Origin of the sequence: Kitasatospora sp. NPDC088264 (assembly GCF_040685715.1) — a bacterium.
GTDB lineage: Bacteria > Actinomycetota > Actinomycetes > Streptomycetales > Streptomycetaceae > Kitasatospora.
This window is the reverse complement of the sequence record NZ_JBFBIR010000017.1, coordinates 110,722-125,450: the sequence shown is the minus strand read 5'-3', so window position 1 is coordinate 125,450 and position 14,729 is coordinate 110,722. Positions and strand designations below refer to the sequence as shown.

The following is a 14,729-nucleotide window of genomic DNA, read 5'->3' as shown; positions in this document are numbered from 1 at the left end:
GCGCGTGCCTTCTTCCGCTGCACGGGGAGTGCGGAGGCGACAGGGAAGTGGGTCACTTGAACGTGTCTCTCTTCTGTGTGATGAGGTTGCGCGACTCGTCGAGGGACAGGGCGGTTGCCATGATTTCGTCGAACGCCGCTCGATAGACATCGACTTGGTCCGGGTCCTCAACCCAGTCGCTGCTGAGCATTCCGTTGAGCAGGACCAGGTCGAGATCGCGTTGCCGAAATTCCAGGAGTGCGAACGGCCCGGTCATTCCGGGATGCGGCGGTGCCATGGCCGGCATGATCTGAATCCTGATGTTGGGGACCAGGCTGAACCGCAGCGGCTTGTCCAACTGGCCGGCCATCACGCCCGGGGCGCCAGGGGTCCTGTCGCTGCCGGGCTGGTCGCCAGTCACGCTCTACGTGGCGATGGGGCGGTAGGCGGCCCGCCGTACGGGAGTGCGGTCCGTCGTACGGGAGGGCCGCTTGCCGCCGTCAGGCGGCGAAGCGCTCGCGCAGTGCCGCCAGGCCGGCCGTGAACACCCCGTGGAGGCGGTCGGCGGAGTCCTTGCGGTGCTCGGCGTCGACGTCGTACGTGGCGCTCCACTCGACGAAGCTGGCGTCGAGCGCGGTGACCGGGGTGACCCGCAGCGTCGCCCGGTAGCCGTACAGCTCGAATGCCCCTTCGGGGAAGCTGTAGGTGTAGCTGCGGGCCTCCTCGTCGTAGGCGAGCAGCGTCTCGTGCAGTGCCACGCCGTCGATCTCGAACACCCGGACCGACCCGATCGCGTTGCCCGTCAGCTCGTTGCCGAGGCTGCTGGCTGGCAGGTTCGGGTGCCAGCCGCCGAGGTTGTGGAAGTCCCCGAGCAGCTCCCACACCCGCTCGGCCGGAGCCTCCACCACCGTGCTGACCTTCGTGCCTGCCATCGTCGTTGCCGCCTTTCGCGTGCCTCCGTACGGACGGGCACCATCCTCGGGCCGCCACGCGGCAGGCGCCAGGGGGCCTGGCGGTCGGCGCCGGGGCGTCACCTGTCCGGCGCGGCCGCTTCGAGGTCGTCGACGGTGCCGGACATGACGGTGCGCAGGTGTCGGGTGAGGTGGTCGGTCGGCCAGTCCCACCAGGCGAGGGCGAGCAGGCGGGCGATGTCCGGCTCGCTGTAGCGGGTGCGGATGAGCTTGGCCGGGTTGCCGCCGACGATCCCGTAGTCGGGGACGTCGTCGACGACGACGGCGCCGGAGGCGATGATCGCGCCGTGGCCGATGCGCACTCCGGGCATCACCATGGCGCCGTAGCCGATCCAGACGTCGTTGCCGACCACCGTGTCCCCGCGGCCGACGAGGCCGGTGATCAGGTCGAAGTGCTCGGCCCAGCTTCCGCCCATGATGGGGAACGGGAAGGTCGAGGGGCCGTCCATGCGGTGGTTCGCCCCGTTCATGATGAACCGGACCCCCGTACCCAGCGCGCAGAACTTCCCGATCACCAGCCGCTCCGGGCCGTAGTGGTAGAGCACGTTGCGGGTCTCGAACGCGGTCGCGTCGTCCGGGTCGTCGTAGTAGGAGTAGTCGCCGACGTCGATCAGCGGGGACGTCACCAACGGCTTGAGGAGCACCACGCGGGGCCGCCCGGTCACCGGGTGGAGAGTCGAAGGGTCCGGCGGAACTGAACTCATGGCGACACGACTCCGGCTCGTCAGGTGTGAAGCGTGGGCGGGACATCGATCATCCCACCGTCTAGGATCGCGGATCATGGACGCGAGCACCGGCATGATCACCGTTCCGTCCGGCCGCGTCACGCTGTCGGACCGTCGCACGCAACGGAGTTGGAGCGTCGAGCTCGCCCCCTACGAGCTGGCGGCCTGTCCGGTCACCCGCGAGCAGTACGGCGCCGGGGCCGGCGACCGGCTCCCCGCCGACAGCGTCTCCTGGTACGACGCCGTCGACTACTGCAACGAACTGTCCCGGCGCCACGGCCTCACCCCCGCGTACCACCAGGACGGCGAGTCCGTCACCTGGGACCGCGCCGCCGACGGCTACCGGCTGCCCACCGAGGCCGAATGGGAGCACGCCTGCCGCGCCGGGACGGACGGCCCCCGCTACGGGCCGCTCGACGAGATCGCCTGGCACCGCGGCACCTCGGGCGCGCGCCCGCACCAGGTGGGCGGTCTGCGCCCCAACGGCTTCGGCCTGTACGACCTGCTCGGCAACGTGTGGGAGTGGTGCTGGGACGTGTACGACGCCGAGGTGTACGGCGGCTACCGCGTGCTGCGCGGCGGCGGCTGGTTCGACGAGCACTGGAGCTGCCGCGCCTCCGTCCGCCGCCGCAGCCACCCCACCCTGCGGATCGACGACGTCGGCTTCCGGCTCGCCCGGTCGATCACCGCCTGAAGGCGCGCGCCGCGGGGAACCCGGGCCAGGTCACGGACCGTTGGGGTCTGCATGAACGATGCACCGGTGTCCCTCAGACCGATCGGCCAAGCCGACCTCGACCCGCTCGAAGTACTGCTGAACGACCCCCAGGCGGTGGGCCCGTTCCAGTGGTACGGGTGGCGCGACCCCGGGCGGTTCCGGCGCCGCTGGGCGGAGCACGGCCTGCTGGCGCCCGAGCAGTCGATGCTCGCGGTGCTGTCCGGGGACGAGTTCGCCGGGTTCGTCGCCTGGCGGCAGGTGGGCCAGGTGGACGTGGCGCCGTACTGGAACGTCGGCATCGTGCTCCGCCCGGAGGCGCGCGGCCGGGGCATCGGCACGCAGGCCCAACGGCTGCTGGTGGACTACCTGTTCGCCCACACCCCGGTGATGCGGCTGGAGGCGGACACCGAGGACGCCAACCTCGCCGAGCAGCGCGCGCTGGAGAAGTGCGGCTTCGTCCGCGAGGGCGTCCAGCGCAGCAGGGGCTTCCGGGACGGCCAATGGCGGGACATGGTCCTCTACAGCCTGCTGCGCACCGACCCCCGGCCCTGATCCGCAAGACCCGTCAGGCGACCCCGAACCACTCCTCCGCGAGGGCGTCCAGCGTCCGCGCGGAGGGCTTCAACTCCCTCAGGTACCACGGCAGGTTGCTGTACACGTGGAGCAGCGTGTACGCCATCAGCAGGCGCGGCTCGAAGCCGCGCCCGTACCCCGCGAGGAGGCGGCCGAGCAGGCGGCGGTCGGCGCGGGTGGTGAACAGGCCGACGGCGACGAGGTCGTAGGCCGGGTCGCCGACCATGGCGGGTTCGAAGTCGAGCAGGCCGGTGAGGCGCCAGCCGTCGGCCGGGTCGACGAGCAGGTGCTCGCGCATGAACTCGGTGTGCAGCAGGGCGCGTTGCGGCGTCCGGGGCAGCGGCGCGGCGGCCAGGAAGTCCGGGATCTGCTCCAACCAGGCTTCGGGCAGGCCGCGTTCGCGCTGGCGGGCCACCGCCCCGGCCCGCTGCCGGTCCAGGAAGGCGCCCCAGTCGCCGGGGCCGAGGGTGTCGGCGAGCGGTCCGGGGTCGAGGGCGTGCAGGGCGGCCAGCGCCCGGCCGCAGTCGTGGGCGATCCGCTCCCGGTCGGCCTGCGGGATCCGCGGCCAGGCGGGGGCCAGGCCCTCGCCGGACAGTCGTGACATCAGCACGTAGCGCCAGCCGTTGACGTGGGCGCCGGCGGCCCGTACGTCGGGGGTGGGGATCGGCAGGGCGCCCTGGAGGCGGGTGAGGACGCGCTCCTCGGTGACGCCGTCCTCGGCGCTGGCGGCGGGGAACAGCTTGAGGACGTGCGCGTCGCCCACCGCGTAGACCGGGACGGACCCTTCCGCGAAGCGCGCCAACGGCAGCCCGGCGAGGCCGAGTTCGGCGCAGAGCGCCTCGGCTCCGGGGCGCATCACCGTCTCGTCGCGCACGATCGCGTCCCACTGTTCTTCCGTCTCCACCACCGGCAGCATGGGCGCACGGTAGGCGGACCGGCGTCGCCGCGGCAAAGGCTTTTCAGCGGTCGGGGCCGGCCGGCCCCGGCGCCCGGGGTGGGCCGGGAGCGGGAAGCGGCCCGCGCCCCGCGCCGGAGCGGTTCACTGGGGCCCGCAGACGTCGGTGGCGGTGGGGGAGAGGGGTTCCGGGCCGCCGGCCGGGTCGCGGGTGAGGAGGTAGCGGGCGCCGGGGCCGGTGTCGGCGGCGCGGTCGGCGGCGTTGTAGAGGGAGCAGCGGGAGAGGGAGAGGCAGCCGCAGCCGATGCAGCCGGTCAGCTTGGCCTTGAGGCGCTGGAGTTCGGCGATCTGCTCGTCGATGCGGCTCTGCCAGGATTCGGCGACCCGGTCCCACTCGGCGCCGCTGGGGGCGGGGCGCTCGGGGAGCCGGTCGAGGGCGACGCGGGCCTCGTCGAGGGAGAGGCCGACGCGCTGGGCGGCGCGGACGAAGGCGATCCGGCGCAGCGTGCCGCGGGGGTAGCGGCGCTGGCCGCCGGCGGTGCGGGTGGCGTGGATGAGGCCGAGGCTCTCGTAGTAGCGCAGGGCGGAGGCGGCGAGGCCGCTGCGGCGGCCGAGCTGGCCGATGGTGAGCAGGTCGTCGCGGTGCGGGCCGGGTGCTCGGCCGTGGTCCGGGGTCGCGGTCATGGGCACCCACTCTAGCCGCTTGACCTCAAGTCGACTTTAAGTTGCACCATCGTGGTCATGACGACGAACGCAACCGCGGACCTCGCGGAAACCGCCCGTTTCGAGGACCTGTCGGCGCTGATGGGCCTGATGACCGGCGACGAGAAGCACGGCCCGGCCGCCACCTCCACCCTGGACGCGCTCTGGGTGCTGTACGACCGGGTCCTGCGGGTGAGTCCGGAGCGGGTCGAGGCGCAGGACCGGGACCGCTTCCTGCTCTCCAAGGGCCACGGCCCGATGGCGTACTACGCGGTGCTCGCGGCCAAGGGCTTCATCGACCCCGGGGTGCTGCCGAGCTTCGGCGGCTACGACTCTCCGCTCGGCCACCACCCGGACCGGATGCTCGTCCCCGGGGTGGAGATCGCCTCCGGCTCGCTCGGGCACGGCCTGCCGCTGGGCGTCGGCACGGCGCTCGGGCTGCGGGCGCAGGGCCTGACCGACCCGGCGGTGTGGGTGCTGGTCGGCGACGCCGAGTTCGACGAGGGCTCCAACCACGAGGCGGTGGCCTTCGCCGGTGCGTACGGGCTGGAGCGGCTGCACGTGGTGGTGATCGACAACTCCTCGGCCACGCACGGCTGGCACGGCGGGATCGCGGCCCGGTTCGCGGCCGAGGGCTGGTCCGCCGTGACGGTGGACGGCCGCGACCACGAGGCGCTGTACCGCGCCTACACCGCCGAGCACCCGGGCCGCCCGCACGTGGTGGTCGCCCGGGTCGAGCCCAAGGACTCCTGAGACCGAGGACTGCTGAGCCAGAGAACCCCCACGCAAGCGCCAACCAGCACGCAAGCGCCAACCAGCATGAACCGAAAGGCACTTCACCGATGGACACCATGCGCGACCGCTTCATCGACGTCACCAGCCGCCTGCTGGACGAGGACCCCCGGCTGGCCGTGGTGCTCGCCGACATCAGTGCGGCCGCCTTCGCCCCGGCCCAGCAGCGCCACCCGGACCGGGTGGTCAACGTCGGCATCCGCGAGCAACTGCTGATCGGCGCGGCCGGCGGCCTGGCGCTGACCGGGATGCGCCCGATCGCCCACACCTTCGCCAGCTTCCTCGTCGAACGTCCCTTCGAGCAGGTCAAGTTGGACCTCGTCCACCAGGGCGTCGGCGCCGTCCTGGTGAGCGCGGCCGGCTCCTACGACTGGCCGGCCGGGGGCCGCACCCACATGTCCCCGGGCGACGTCGCCCTGCTGGACACCCTGCCGGACTGGACGGTCCACGTGCCGGGCCACCCGGACGAGGCCGAGAGGCTGCTGCGCCACGCCGTCGCGGACGGCGACCGCAACGTCTACGTCCGCCTCTCGGAGCACCGGAACGCGCAGGCCCTGCCGGTCGAGGCGGGCCGGTTCACCACCGTGCGGCAGGGCTCGCGCGGGGTGGTCATCGCGGTCGGGCCGATGCTGGACGCGGTGCTCGCGGCCACCGAGGGCCTGGACGCCACCGTGCTGTACGCGGCGACGGTGCGCCCCTTCGACGCGGCCGGGCTGCGGGCGGCGGTGGGGGAGCGGGCGGACGTGGTGCTGGTGGAGCCGTACCTGGCGGGCACCTCGGCGAACGAGGCGCACGCCGCGCTGGCCGACCGCCCGCACCGGGTGCTGGGCCTGGGCGTGCCGCGCGAGGAGCACCGGCACTACGGCTCGATCCCGGAGCACCTGACCGCCTACGGCTTGGACGCGGCCTCGCTGCGGGAGCGGATCGGCACCTTCCTCTGGTGACGTTCCTGTGGTGACGTTCCTGTGGTGACGCGCGGGGTGGGTCAGCGCGCGACGGTCGCCACCGCGACCACCGCCACCGCGTCCGCCCCCAGCCGTACCGCCGTCCCGTCCAGCGCCGCCGCCCCGAAGGCCGCTACCAGTTCGCGCCCGGTCCCGTCCAGTGGCAGGGCGGCCTCGGTGGGGCCGAGGTTCACGGCGATCCGGTACGGCCCCCGGTGCACGACCAGCCAGCGCGCCGCCTCGTCGTACGCCACCCGCACCGCGCCGAGGTCGGGGTCGGACAGCTCCGGCCGGTCGCGGCGCAGCCGGATCAACGTCCGGTGCCAGGTGAGGAGTTCGGCGTGCGGGGCGCGCCGGGGCTCGGTCCAGTCGAGGACGGAGCGCAGGACGGTGGCGGGCTCCTGCGGGTCGGGGACGGACTCGGCGGCCCAGCCGTGGTCGGTGAACTCCCGGCGCCGGCCCTGCCGGACGGCCTCGGCGAGCTGCGGGTCGGTGTGGTCGGTGAAGTACTGCCAGGGGGTGGCCGCGCCCCACTCCTCGCCCATGAACAGCATCGGGGTGAACGGCGAGGTGAGCACCAGCGCGGCGCCGCAGGCGAGCCGGCCGGCGGTGAGGCAGGTGGAGATGCGGTCCCCGAGGGCCCGGTTGCCGATCTGGTCGTGGGTCTGGAGGTAGCCGAGCAGCCGGTGTCCGCCGTCCGGCGGGAAGGGGCGGCCGTGGCCGCGGCCGCGGAAGCCGGACCAGGTGCCGTCGTGGAAGAAGCCACGGGTGAGCGTCTTGCTGAGGGCGGCGAGCGGGTGGCGGGCGAAGTCGCCGTAGTAGCCCTGGGATTCGCCGGTGAGCGCGCAGTGCAGGGCGTGGTGGAAGTCGTCGCTCCACTGCGCGGTGAGGCCCTGGCCGCCGGCCGCGCGCGGGGCGGTGGTGTGCGGGGTGTTGAGGTCGGATTCGGCGATCAGGAACAGCGGGCGGTTGGTCGCGACGGCCAACTTCTCGACCTCGTGGGACAGTTCCTCCAGGAAGTGGACGGCCCGGTCGTCCGCGAGGGCGTGCACGGCGTCCAGCCGCAGGCCGTCGATCCGGTAGTCGCGCAGCCAGCCGAGCGCGCTGCCGGTCAGGTAGCGGCGCACCTCGTCGGAGCCGGGGGCGTCCAGGTTGACCGCCGCCCCCCACGGCGTGTGGTGCCGGTCGGTGAAGTACGGGCCGTACGCGGGAAGGTAGTTGCCGGAGGGGCCGAGGTGGTTGTGGACGACGTCCAGCACCACGCCGAGGCCCTTGCGGTGGGCGGCGTCGACGAAGCGCTTCAGCCCCTCGGGCCCGCCGTACGGCTCGTGCACGGCCCACGGCGAGACCCCGTCGTAGCCCCAGCCGTGTCGGCCGGGGAACGGGCAGACCGGCATCAGTTCGACGAAGTCGACGCCCAACTCGACGAGGTGGTCGAGGTGTTCGGCGGCGGAGTCGAAGGTGCCGCGGGGGGTGAAGGTGCCGATGTGCAGCTCGTACAGCACGGCGCCGGGCAACGCGCGGCCGCGCCAGCCGGTCTGCGACCAGCGGAACGCGGCGTGGTCGACCGGGCGGCTGGGGCCGTCGGGGCCGTGCGGCTGCCAGGGGGAGCGCGGGTCGGGCAGCGGCGGCCCGCCGTCGAGGCGGAAGGCGTAGTCGCCGGCCGGAGCGCCGCCGGTCCACCAGCCCGGGCGCTCCGGGCACCGGGCCAGCGGATGGGCGGCGCCGTCGACCTCGACCTCGACCCGGTCGGTGGCCAGGGGCGCCCACACCTCGTAGGTCCGCACGCTCAGCTCCTCCTCGTCAGCAGGGCCACCGGCCGGTCCGCCAGCAGCCGCGTGACGGGCACCGGGCCCGCCGGGTGGGTCCGCAGCGTCAGCAGGTCCGTCCAGGGCCCGCCCTCGGGCAGCTCCAGGACGGTGCCGCGCCAGCCGCCGGCGCGTTCCAGCCCGTACGGGAGCCGGGTGACGGCGGTGACCACGTCGGCGCCGCGGGCGAAGGCCAGCAGGTGGTCGGCGGCGGGGCCGGCGGCGCTCAGCGGCCGGTAGGGCCCGAGCGGGCGCTCGCGCCGCAGGTGCAGCGCCGCCCTGGTGAGGTGCAGCTTCTCGCGGGCGAGGTCGCCGGGGCGCGGGGCGGCAGCGTCGGTGAGCCGGACGGCGAGCGCGCCGAGGTCCACCACGCCCCGGTTGTCCGGGTCGACGAGCGTGTACAGCGGTTCCTCGCTGCCCTGGTAGAGGTCGGGCACGCCCGGGACGGTGAGGTGCAGCAGCGCGGCGGCGAGGGTGTTGGCGCGGGCGTAGGGGGCGAGGGCGTGCACCAGGCCCTCGATCCGGGGCAGCAGCCCGGGGTTGGTGTGGACGGCGCGGGCGCGCGCGGTGAGCGCCTGCTCGAAGCGGGTGTCGGGGGTGGTCCAGGAGGTGTGCAGCTTGGCCTCGCGGGCGGCCTTGAGGAGGGCGGCGACGAGTCGGTCGGGGTCGATCGGCCAGGCGGCGACGAGGGTGTGCCAGAGCAGCCAGTCGCCGTCGCGGGCACCGTGGTCGTGGTCGTGGTCGTGGTCGTGGTCGTGGTCGCCTTCGCCGTCGGGGCCGGAGCCTGGGCCGGGCCCGGCGGCGGTGGACCAGGCGGCGGCCTCGGCGGCCCAGGCCTCGGGCCGCTCGGCGAGCACGGCGAGCCGGGCGCGGGCGTCGGCGCTGCGCTTGGTGTCGTGGGTGGACAGCACGGTCATGCTGTGCGGCCAGGCGCGCTCCAGGTAGCGGCACCAGTCATGGAACCGGGCCGACGACAGCCCCGGCCGGCCGGGCTCGCCGCCGACCTCGTTGAGGCCGGGCAGCGCGTTCCACCGGTAGAAGGCGGTGTCCTCGACGCCCTTGGCGGCGACGGCGGCGGCGGTCTGCGCGAAGCGCTCGCAGAACTCGTCCTTGTGCGGCCCGCTCCCCAGCTCCCCGAGGGCCAGGGCGGCGACCAGCCGGTCCGTCGGGTCGGCCGAGCCGCCCAGCGCCGCGCGCACCTGCTCGGCCGAGGCCGGCGGCACCGGCTCCCCGGGCCGGGCGTACGGCCGGTACGCCGGGTAGCCGGTGAACAGCCGCCGCAGCGCCGCGCGCAGCCGCCAGGGCGCGTGGTCGGCGTGCGCGGGCTCGGCGGCGCCGATCCGCAGCGCGATCCGCACCAGCCGGTCGACCTCGGCGGCCAGCTCGCCGTGCGGCGCGGTCATGTCGGCCCGCCCGCGCCGGGCGGCGGCGACCGCCGGGTGGGGGTCGGCGCAGGGCTCGCCGCCCGGCGCGGAGCCGGTCAGGAACGCCGCGTACGCCCCGGCCAGCCGGCAGGCGCCCGCGTGGTCGGTGAGCACGCCGTCGATGCGGCGCAGCGCGTCGTAGCCGGTGGTCCCGGCGACCGGCCAGTCCGCGGGCAGCCGCTCGTCGCCGGTGAGGATCTTCTCGACGACGGTGTACGCCCCGCCGGTGGCGCCGGCGAGGCGGCGCAGGTAGCCGCGCGGGTCGGCGAGCCCGTCGGGGTGGTCGATCCGGAAGCCGTCGACGACGCCGTCGGCGTGCAGCCGCAGCAGGGTGGCGTGGGTGGCGGCGAACACCTCGGGCTCCTCGACCCGGACGGCGATCAGCTCGTTGACGGTGAAGAAGCGCCGGTAGTTCAGTTCGGTGCGGGCCAGCCGCCACCAGGCGAGCCGGTACCACTGGCGGGCGAGCAGCTCGTCCAGCGGCAGCCCCGAGGTGCCGGGCCGCAGCGGCAGCTCGTGGTCGTGGTAGCGCAGCACCTCGCCGTCCACCGCCAGCTGGTCCAGCACGGCGCCGAGCCGGTCGCCGAGCAGCGGCAGCAGCACCCGGCCGCGCGCGGGGGCGTCGGCGGGGCCGGGCTGGGCCGCCCAGTCGATGTCGAACCAGCGCGCGTACGGCGAGTCGGGGCCGTCGCGCAGCACCTGCCACAGCGGCTGGTTGAGCCGCTCGGGGACGGGCACCGCCATGTGGTTGGGCACCACGTCGACGAGCAGCCGCAGGCCGTGCCGGTGGGCGGCGTCGGCCAGCGCGCGCAGGGCGCCCTCGCCGCCGAGCTGCTCGCTGACCCGGCCGTGGTCGACGGTGTCGTAGCCGTGGGTGGAACCGGGGGCGGCCTCCAGCAGCGGGGACAGGTGCAGGTGGGAGACGCCGAGGGCGGCGAGGTAGGGGACGGCGGCGGCGGCGTCGTGGAGGGTGAAGCCGGGTTGCAGCTGGAGGCGGTAGCTGGCCGTGGGGGCGGTAGCGGTGGCGGATGAGGGGGAGGTGGCGGCCGGGCGGGGCGGTGCGGGCTCGGCGGCGGAGGTCATAGGTCCATGAGTACCCGGGGGAGCCCGCCGCCAAGACCCGCTGCTGGTCCGAACAGGTGAGCGCGGGGTGTCAGGCCGGCCGCTGGAGCACCATCAGCGAGCGGTCGGTGAGCCACAGCGCGTCCCCGGCCTTGACCCGCGCGCCCGTGCCCGGGGCGGGCAGCCGGGCCTGTGCGGTGTCGACCACGACCTGCCACTCCTGCCCGTGGTCGGCGGGCAGGGTGAACTCCAGCGGCTCGAAGTGCGCGTTGAACATCAGCAGGAAGGAGTCGTCGACGATCCGCCCGCCGCGCCGGTCCGGCTCGGAGATGGCGTAACCGTTGAGGAAGACGGTCAGCGACTTGGCGTAGCTGGCGCCCCAGTTGCGCTTGGTCATCTCCTCCCCGCCGGGGGTGAACCAGGCGATGTCGGTGAGGTCGTCGTGGCCGCCCGAGTCATGGCCGCCGGAGGGGTGACCGCCCGAGGGGTGACCGCCCGAGGGGTGACCGCCGGAGAGGTGGCCGCCCGAGGGGTGACCGCCGGAGAGGTGGCCGCCGGCGGCGAGCGTCCCCGGCCCGGGGCGACCGGGGACCGGCCGCCCGTGGAAGAAGCGCCGCCGCCGGAACACCGGGTGGTCGCGGCGCAGCCAGATCATCCCCTGGGTGAACTCCAGCAGCCGCGCCTCGGGCCCGTCGCCGTCCGGCCAGTGCAGCCAGGTGAGTTCGTTGTCCTGGCAGTAGGCGTTGTTGTTGCCCTGCTGGGTGCGGCCGAGTTCGTCGCCGTGGGAGAGCATCGGCACGCCCTGGGAGAGCATCAGGGTGGCGATGAAGTTGCGCTGCTGGCGGGCTCTGAGCTCCTCGACGGCCGGGTCGGTGCCGGGGCCCTCGACGCCGCAGTTCCAGGAGCGGTTGAAGGACTCGCCGTCGCGGTTGTCCTCGCCGTTGGCCTCGTTGTGCTTGTCGTTGTAGGAGACGAGGTCGCGCAGGGTGAAACCGTCGTGGCAGGTCACGAAGTTGATGGAGGCGATGGGGCGGCGGCCGTCGTCCTGGTAGAGGTCGGAGGAGCCGGTGAGCCGGGAGCCGAACTCGGCGAGGGCGGCGGTCTCGCCGCGCCACAGGTCGCGCACGGTGTCCCGGTACATGCCGTTCCACTCGGTCCACAGCGGCGGGAAGTTGCCGACCTGGTAGCCGCCCTCGCCGAGGTCCCAGGGTTCGGCGATCAGCTTGGCCTGGGAGACCACCGGGTCCTGCTGGACGAGGTCGAAGAAGGAGGAGAGCCGGTCGACCTCGTGGAACTGCCGGGCCAGGGTGGCGGCGAGGTCGAAGCGGAAGCCGTCGACGTGCATCTCGGTGACCCAGTAGCGCAGTGAGTCCATGATCAGCTGGAGCACGTGCGGGCTGCGCATCAGCAGGCTGTTGCCGGTGCCGGTGGTGTCCTCGTAGAACCGCTGGTCCTGGGCGAGGCGGTAGTAGGAGACGTTGTCCAGCCCGCGCAGGGAGAGCGTCGGCCCGAGGTGGTTGCCCTCGGCGGTGTGGTTGTAGACGACGTCCAGGATCACCTCGATCCCGGCCGCGTGCAGGGCCTTGACCATCGACTTGAACTCCTGCACCTGCTGGCCCCGGTCGCCGCTGGAGGCGTAGGAGGAGTGCGGGGCGAAGAAGCCGATGGTGTTGTAGCCCCAGTAGTTGGTCAGGCCCAGGTCGCGCAGCCGGTGGTCGCGGACGAACTGGTGCACCGGCATCAGCTCGATCGCGGTGACGCCGAGCTTGGCCAGGTGCTCGATCACCGCCGGGTGGGCCAGGCCCGCGTAGGTGCCGCGGATCTCCTCGGGGATGCCGGGGTGCAGCCGGGTGAGGCCCTTGACGTGCGCCTCGTAGATGACGGTGCGGTGGTAGTCGGTGCGCGGCGGGTGGTCGGTGCCCCAGTCGAAGTACGGGTTGATCACGACCGAGTGCATGGTGTGCGGGGCGGAGTCGAGGTCGTTGCGGCGCTCGGGCGCGCCGAAGTGGTAGCCGTAGACGGCCTCGTCCCAGTCGATGTGCCCGCTCATCGCCTTGGCGTACGGGTCCAGCAGCAGTTTGGCGCTGTTGTGGCGCTGGCCGAGGCCGGGGTTGTACGGGCCGTGGACGCGGAAGCCGTAGCGCTGGCCGGGCTGGACGCCGGGGAGGTAGGCGTGCCGGACGAAGGCGTCCGTCTCGCGCAGTTCGACGGCCGTCTCCGAGCCGTCCTCGTCGATCAGGCACAGCTCGATCCGGTCGGCACTCTCGGAGAACACCGCGAAGTTGGTGCCGACCCCGTCGTAGGTGGCGCCGAGGGGGTAGGGCTTACCGGGCCAGACCTGCATGAGTCCTCAACTTCCTTGCATTCAACGGAAACTGACGTGTAGTCCGATAACGTGCCCGGACCCGGACGCTCTCTTCCCGGCCGGGCGGCCGGGCATGTGCGGCGCTCGCGCGCCGTGACGCACGGCACAGTGCGCATACTCCCCGAGCCTTCCCCCGGCGGCCGGGACATGTGCTGCCGGTTCGCCCGAACGGGTGTCCAGTCGGCATTCCTGTGATAAGTGCGGGCCGGTGGCGGGCGGGCTTGTGGCGAGCGGGCCTGCGATGAGCGGGGCCTGCGACGGGCGTGGGTCTGTGAAGGGTGGGCCTGGTGGTGGTGCCGGGCCCCGTGGGCCATCCGGCTGCACACCGCTCGCGGCGGGCAGTACCCTTGATCGTCCGGCCGTCCCCGGGCCGGTGGCGTTCCATCAGTCGCGCAGGGGCGGAGCGTAGAGCAGCAAACCAGGTGAGGTGGCGCATGGTGTTCCCCGCCGGCGGCCGCGGCCCGGGGCCCGACGGCCCCGACCGGGGCGGCGCCCGCAGCGAGGCGCCCACGGTCGTCATGCGCCCCACCCTGTCCGGCCGTCCCCTGGTGCCCGCCCAGGGCGGCCCGGTCGAGGTCCCCGCCCTCGCCTGGTCCGCCGCCGAATGGGAGGACGCCTACCAGCGGGTCCGCCTGTCCGGCCGCGCCTACGTCTGGCTCAACCTCGTCGAGCAGCGGCTGCGCTCCCTCGTCGACGAGGTGCTGCACCCCATCTACGCCCCCGCCCACGGCGAGGACTGGGTCACCGCCGCCGCCGGCCCCGCCGGCGAGGAGTGGGCGCACCGGGCCGGCGCCGTCCGCGAGGTCAGCCGCCGCAAGGGCTACCTGCTCGACCCGGCGGACGACGACCCGCTGGTCTTCCTCACCCTGCCCCAACTGCGCGAGCTGATGGTCCAGCACTGGCCCTGCTTCGAGCCCTACCTGTCCGACCGGCGCGAGATCGAACTCGCCCTGGACGAACTGGAAGTGGCCCGGCACGTGGTCTCCCGCAACCGGGTGCTCACCCAGACCGTCCTCGCCCAGACCGAACGCGCCGCCGCCCGCCTGCTCGCCGTCCTCGACGGCGGCGCCGGCGGCGTGCCCGCCGACGTCGTCGAGTCGCTGGTGGCCGGCCGGTACGCGGACGTCGTCGCCGTGCACGCCGACCGCGTCCGTCTCCAGCGCGACCTGCCCGTCGAGGACCTGCTGGACGGCGCCCGGCGCCTGGACGCGCTCGGCATCGGCCTCGGCATGCTCTGCCAGAACTACACCGGCAAGCGGCTGGTGCGCCTGGCCGGCGACGGCTGCCGGGTCCGTCTGCTCTTCCTCAACCCGGCGAGCAGCGCCGTCCGCCGCCGTGAACGCGAACTCGGCCTCGGGCGCGGCGAGTTGTCGCGCTCCATCGAGATGAACATCATGCACGTGCGCCGGGTGCGGGCCCGGCTGCGCGACCAGGGCGGCTTCGAGATCCGGGTCTTCGACGAGACCCCGCGCTTCACCGCCTACCTCGTCGAGGGCCCCCGCCCGACCGGCCAGGTCGGCGGCCGCCGCCAGAGCCGCGACCTCGGCGTCATCCAGCCCTACCTGCGCCGCGCCCGGGGCATGGAGTCCCCGGCCCTGGTGCTGCGCGGCGGCGCCGGCCAGCAGCCCGGCGGCAGCGAACAGGGCCTGCTGGAGGTCTACCGCGAGGAGTTCGAGGGCGCCTGGGGCGACTCCCGGCCGGTGTCCTGAACCCTCCCCCCACCTCTGACGGACCATCGGATTCCTCTCTCCACCCCCGGGTGGAGACCCGGAAC

At 73.9% G+C, this 14,729-nt stretch carries 13 protein-coding genes; 5 read left to right on the top strand and 8 right to left on the bottom strand.

All coding sequences use genetic code 11. From position 1 onward, the window contains the following. Window positions 1–52: 52 nt before the first annotated feature. The 3 genes from AB0O82_RS16475 to AB0O82_RS16465 all read right to left on the bottom strand — a co-directional run bounded on the left by AB0O82_RS16475 (window position 53) and on the right by AB0O82_RS16465 (window position 1,654). The gene (locus AB0O82_RS16475) at window positions 53–400 is read right to left on the bottom strand and encodes a Scr1 family TA system antitoxin-like transcriptional regulator (protein ID WP_363584165.1); all 348 of its coding nucleotides are present in this window, start codon (window positions 398–400) and stop codon (window positions 53–55) included. Window positions 401–479: 79 nt separating this feature from the next. Further along, window positions 480–911, bottom strand: a complete 432-nt coding sequence (locus AB0O82_RS16470) for an SRPBCC family protein (RefSeq protein ID WP_363584163.1) — start codon at window positions 909–911, stop codon at window positions 480–482. 98 nt (window positions 912–1,009) lie between these two features. Continuing rightward, a complete protein-coding gene (locus tag AB0O82_RS16465; RefSeq protein ID WP_363584161.1) occupies window positions 1,010–1,654 on the bottom strand; it encodes a CatB-related O-acetyltransferase in 645 nt (214 codons plus the stop codon). A gap of 76 nt (window positions 1,655–1,730) precedes the next feature. Between AB0O82_RS16465 and AB0O82_RS16460 the strand changes: the two genes are divergently transcribed. Together AB0O82_RS16460 and AB0O82_RS16455 are read left to right on the top strand one after the other, a co-directional pair. Further along, window positions 1,731–2,369, top strand: a complete 639-nt coding sequence (locus AB0O82_RS16460) for an SUMF1/EgtB/PvdO family nonheme iron enzyme (RefSeq protein ID WP_363584160.1) — start codon at window positions 1,731–1,733, stop codon at window positions 2,367–2,369. Window positions 2,370–2,435: 66 nt separating this feature from the next. Beyond that, a complete protein-coding gene (locus AB0O82_RS16455) occupies window positions 2,436–2,942 on the top strand; it encodes a GNAT family protein (protein WP_363584158.1) in 507 nt (168 codons plus the stop codon). A 13-nt stretch (window positions 2,943–2,955) separates the two neighbouring features. Here AB0O82_RS16455 and AB0O82_RS16450 read toward each other — a convergent pair whose 3' ends face one another. Together AB0O82_RS16450 and soxR are read right to left on the bottom strand one after the other, a co-directional pair. After that, window positions 2,956–3,879 (bottom strand): aminoglycoside phosphotransferase family protein, encoded by a 924-nt coding sequence (locus AB0O82_RS16450; protein ID WP_363584156.1) that lies wholly within the window; start codon window positions 3,877–3,879, stop codon window positions 2,956–2,958. Between the two features lie 123 nt (window positions 3,880–4,002). Then, entirely contained in the window at window positions 4,003–4,542 is a 540-nt protein-coding gene (gene soxR / locus AB0O82_RS16445) for a redox-sensitive transcriptional activator SoxR (protein WP_363584154.1), read from the bottom strand. Between the two features lie 57 nt (window positions 4,543–4,599). On the opposite strand from soxR, the gene AB0O82_RS16440 reads away from it, so the two are divergent. Both AB0O82_RS16440 and AB0O82_RS16435 read left to right on the top strand, forming a co-directional pair. After that, window positions 4,600–5,313 carry a transketolase gene (locus AB0O82_RS16440; RefSeq protein ID WP_363584153.1) on the top strand — a complete coding sequence of 238 codons (714 nt, stop codon included), beginning with the start codon at window positions 4,600–4,602 and terminating at the stop codon, window positions 5,311–5,313. Window positions 5,314–5,402: 89 nt separating this feature from the next. Then, window positions 5,403–6,296 carry a transketolase C-terminal domain-containing protein gene (locus AB0O82_RS16435; protein ID WP_363584151.1) on the top strand — a complete coding sequence of 298 codons (894 nt, stop codon included), beginning with the start codon at window positions 5,403–5,405 and terminating at the stop codon, window positions 6,294–6,296. Window positions 6,297–6,337: 41 nt separating this feature from the next. Here the strand turns inward: AB0O82_RS16435 and treZ are convergent, their stop codons facing one another. The 3 genes from treZ to glgX all read right to left on the bottom strand — a co-directional run bounded on the left by treZ (window position 6,338) and on the right by glgX (window position 12,934). Continuing rightward, window positions 6,338–8,083 carry a malto-oligosyltrehalose trehalohydrolase gene (gene treZ, locus AB0O82_RS16430; RefSeq protein WP_363584149.1) on the bottom strand — a complete coding sequence of 582 codons (1,746 nt, stop codon included), beginning with the start codon at window positions 8,081–8,083 and terminating at the stop codon, window positions 6,338–6,340. Window positions 8,084–8,085: 2 nt separating this feature from the next. Then, complete coding sequence (gene treY / locus AB0O82_RS16425) at window positions 8,086–10,611, bottom strand: malto-oligosyltrehalose synthase (RefSeq protein ID WP_363584147.1); 2,526 nt, start codon at window positions 10,609–10,611, stop codon at window positions 8,086–8,088. A 70-nt stretch (window positions 10,612–10,681) separates the two neighbouring features. Next, complete coding sequence (glgX, locus tag AB0O82_RS16420; RefSeq protein ID WP_363584145.1) at window positions 10,682–12,934, bottom strand: glycogen debranching protein GlgX; 2,253 nt, start codon at window positions 12,932–12,934, stop codon at window positions 10,682–10,684. A gap of 539 nt (window positions 12,935–13,473) precedes the next feature. Between glgX and AB0O82_RS16415 the strand changes: the two genes are divergently transcribed. Next, complete coding sequence (locus AB0O82_RS16415) at window positions 13,474–14,664, top strand: SAV2148 family HEPN domain-containing protein (protein ID WP_350881759.1); 1,191 nt, start codon at window positions 13,474–13,476, stop codon at window positions 14,662–14,664. Window positions 14,665–14,729 lie beyond the last annotated feature (65 nt).